Annotated in this window: 3 protein-coding genes and 1 tRNA gene; 1 reads left to right on the top strand and 3 read right to left on the bottom strand. The window is 37.7% G+C overall.

All coding sequences use genetic code 11. From position 1 onward, the window contains the following. Positions 1-131 precede the first annotated feature (131 nt). A tRNA-Ala gene (locus tag RZN25_16165) sits at positions 132-204 on the top strand. 45 nt (positions 205-249) lie between these two features. Here RZN25_16165 and RZN25_16160 read toward each other — a convergent pair. Genes RZN25_16160 through RZN25_16150 form a run of 3 tightly spaced genes read right to left on the bottom strand, consistent with a single transcriptional unit; the run spans position 250 to position 3,598 of the window. Continuing rightward, positions 250-1,452, bottom strand: a complete 1,203-nt coding sequence (locus RZN25_16160) for a hypothetical protein (GenBank protein ID MEQ6378348.1) — start codon at positions 1,450-1,452, stop codon at positions 250-252. A gap of 11 nt (positions 1,453-1,463) precedes the next feature. Beyond that, a complete protein-coding gene (locus RZN25_16155) occupies positions 1,464-2,648 on the bottom strand; it encodes a DUF58 domain-containing protein (protein ID MEQ6378347.1) in 1,185 nt (394 codons plus the stop codon). Beyond that, positions 2,645-3,598, bottom strand: a complete 954-nt coding sequence (locus RZN25_16150; protein MEQ6378346.1) for a MoxR family ATPase — start codon at positions 3,596-3,598, stop codon at positions 2,645-2,647. The genes RZN25_16155 and RZN25_16150 overlap by 4 nt, the downstream gene beginning before the upstream one ends. Positions 3,599-3,758 lie beyond the last annotated feature (160 nt).

Here is a 3,758-nt window from a genome sequence, read left to right as displayed (position 1 = left end):
TCGAAGATTACTCGAGGAAGCTTTTCCGCTGGAGCTACACAAATTTTATACTTTCTGCCAAAAAAGGTACAAAAAATTGTACTTGAAAGGAAAGCTATTTCAGTATATAATACTTTTTGTCAGCTTTATATGGGGCATTAGCTCAGCTGGGAGAGCGTTTGGCTGGCAGCCAAAAGGTCAGCGGTTCGATCCCGCTATGCTCCATTGAAAAACGACACCTAAATAGGTGTCGTTTTTTTGTTTCATAATCTATTGCTCCAAATCCTTCACTTTCTTTTTCGCTTCCTGCAAAGTCGTCTTAAATCCATCAACTTCCTCATCGGTAATCTCTTTTTCTCCATATCTTACTCTGTTATAAACAGAAACGAACTCAGGAGATACATCAAATCCCAAACGGTGAAACCACTCCCAGATTGTTTCTCCTTTTGTTCTTCCTATTCCCTTTCTCCGCGCGAATTTTTCAAAATCAAAAACCGACTTCCTTACAGGATGATCGGGCTTTTTTGTCTTTACTGACCTTCTAAAATCAGGTTGCTCAGTATCCTTTAAAGTGGTGACTTCCCTTTGAGTTTCTGCCCTAAGCTCAACATCTTTTTGTATATATTTACGGAATAAAAAGATTACGAGAATAATACCGGCCAATGCGACCAATCCCCAGAACGACCAATGGACAATTGTTATAAATGTATCATCATAGGGTTCCATTTCTTCTGTTTTCAGATCTCCATCACCTAGCTTAACATCGTTTTCCAAACCGCCAGATGCCTCGATAAAATTTAGATCTCTACCAGTTAGTTGAGAAATGAGGTCTAATAAGCCAGCAATTGCTACTACCACCAGTTTAAAAAGAGCAATGGGTATGCGAGTAAGTTGTTCATAAAGAGCTCGAATGACTGGATAAAGCGGAAATAAAAAGAGAATGACTGCTACTAATATGGAAAAGAAAATAAAGATAACCTTGTTCGAATGAAGCTGTGAACTTTCTTTTGTCGCCAACATTGCAGACAAATAAGATCCAATAACCAATATGATAAACTGCAATAAGACCATTACTAATAGATTCACTTGGTAGTCAACGAACAAAAATATGATAGCTGGTAAAATCGTTAAAATTAGTACAAGAAGTTGATTTTGATGGTCAGCTTCCGTTTGATGTGCAATATATCTCCACCCAAAAAGAATTCCAAGAATAGCAGCAATCATCAATGGATAATGAAACACCCAGTAGGCAGTCGTAGTGATAGCCAGCATTATGAGAAGAATGGGGCCAAGAACTTTCCAATACCGTTCTGCTACTATAAACCCAATTAATCCACTAACCATTATGAATAGGTAACTCCATAAGGGAGGAGGAAATTTTAAAATATAGAATAAAGGAAGGAGAAGAAAATAAATGGCAATCGCTTCACTAACCCATTGATATATCCGAGTTATTCTAAAATTAGTATCCACTTATTTCACCCCTATTCTATAAAATAGCCTTCTTCTGATTGTTGAACACGATTAAGCTGGATTCCTCTTCTTTTCCATTGATGAAAATAGAACGGGATTGAATCATCCTCTTCTCCAAGAAAAATAATATGTCGGTGGTAGGTGATATTTTGATTAAGCATATGCAAAACCGTATGAATGGGAATAATTCTTTCATTTGTCCTTATACGGGCAAGTATATCAAGCACCTTCTTTAACTGTTCTCCACCGTCTTCTTTCTCAATCTTAAAATAGGATGCACCATACCCACTGATATTCATGTGCAGTTCTATTGGGATTCCAAATTTCGCCGCTCGATAATAGAAATATGTAATAACTGAAAGATACTCTTCTATTTTCTTCGATATATATTGATTTCCAAGTCTAGTCTTGGTTCCCACATTCACAATAATAGTCCAAGACATTTCCCATTTTCGCTCATAAACCTTCGTTTGCAATTGCTGTGTTTTGGCACTTGATTTCCAGTGAATTCGATGAAAAGGATCACCTGAAACATAGCCTCTAGTCCCAGCCGGCTCAAGGAGATCCTCATATGGAGAATAGGTAGCCCTCAAATTACCGAGAGCTTGTATCATAAGGTCGTCTAGCCCAAACACTTCTATCTGTTCTGGGTAAACAACCAATTCGATAAATCTGTTTTTCCTCAAATATAATGAGATATCTTCAAGACTAAAAACATTCTTGAAAAGAAAATGGACATCTGAAATACTAGTTACTCCCCTTCTCTGTGCCTCAAAGGAAAGATTAACTTCGGTATTGCTTTTGCCCGGAATAGAGAGCAGCAGGGAAGACTGTTCTGTCTCGTTATATCTTTCGATTTTTTTATAAGTCTTTTCAGAAACTACATTACCAACTGTAAAATGTAAGCTTCCATTTTGGAGTGGGATCCATGAAAAATTCTTTAGAGTTATTGGCACCTCTGCCTTATCTCCAACGAACATTCGGTAGGTTCTTTTACCACCAGGAAGGGACAACTGATTCCCTGCCCACTTATCAATCCCCACAACTAATAAAATATATAGCAATAGAAGGCTAGCTAATATAAAAACACCTGATCGATTTAACCATACACTTAAAAAAATCAAAATAAATGATAAAAATAATAAAAGAGAGTGCTTCTGCTTTAGCCCTTTATTATCCTTTTCAAATGGGATCATGACTCTCCCTCAAGCTCTACGGGTACATCTACTTCCTTTAGAAGACTATCCATGATCTGTTCAGGGGTTTTTCTTAAAGAAGCTTCCATGCCTAAAACAAGACGATGAGTAAAGATCGGTTTGATAAGTTCCTTTACATCCTCAGGGATAACAAAATCTCTACCATTTATAAATGCCCTCGCCTGGGAAGCACGCATACACGCCAATGCTCCGCGGGTACTAATTCCCACTTCTATATCCGCATGGTTTCGTGTGGCTCTAACCAAATGTAATATGTAATCCACCATTGGTTCTTTTAATTCAACTTCCTTTACTTTTTCCCGAAGGTTCAAAATTAAATCCAAAGATATCTGCGGAGATAGATAATCCATTGGCTCTTCTTTTTGATAGGAGCGTAAAATATTTTTTTCTTCATCTAACGATGGATAACCCATGTCCAACTTGAATAAAAAGCGGTCCAACTGAGCCTCTGGCAATGGAAATGTTCCTTGGTTGCTCTCTATCGGATTTTGTGTTGCTATGACGAGAAATGGATCGGGGAGTTTGACCGTTTCCCCATCAATAGTCGCCTGATATTCTCCCATGGCCTCTAACAAACTGGATTGGGTTTTTGGTGTAGCCCGGTTAATTTCATCAGCCAATAAAATATTCGTCACAACAGGGCCTGTTCTTAATTCAAACTCCTGTGTTTTTGGATTGAAAAATTGGATACCTGTCACATCGGTTGGCAATACGTCAGGTGTAAATTGCATCCTGGTAAAACGTCCATTCATTACTTTAGCAAAGCTTTTTGCAAGCTTTGTTTTACCAGAACCAGGTGCACTTTCCAAGAGCACATGACCTTCCGATAATAGAGCAATAAACAGTCTTTCTACTACCTCTTCTTTACCTATAATTACTTTTCCTATCTCAAAAATTGCTTCTCTAATTTGTTTGATTTCGTCCCCCATTGTTTTCTCCTTCCCCGAGATCACAGGAATCGATGTCTCAATTCATGTTACTACTCTTTTGAAGAAAACGTCAATTTAGTATATTTCATCTTTAACAGGAATAAATTAATAATAAAGTGACACTTCAATTAGTTGGCCCACAGTGAATGTTAGGACCCAT

Source organism: Bacillaceae bacterium S4-13-56 (genome assembly GCA_040191315.1).
Classification (GTDB): Bacteria; Bacillota; Bacilli; order Bacillales; family JAWJLM01; genus JAWJLM01.
The sequence above is the reverse complement of the archived record's forward strand: the minus strand, read 5'-3'. Positions and strand labels throughout refer to the sequence as shown.

What these genes read in the sequence shown, in the direction of transcription:
- RZN25_16155 (MEQ6378347.1), bottom strand. Translation starts at nt 2,648, where the DNA reads ATGATCCCATTTGAAAAGGATAATAAAGGGCTAAAGCAGAAGCACTCT.
- RZN25_16150 (MEQ6378346.1), bottom strand. Translation starts at nt 3,598, where the DNA reads ATGGGGGACGAAATCAAACAAATTAGAGAAGCAATTTTTGAGATAGGA.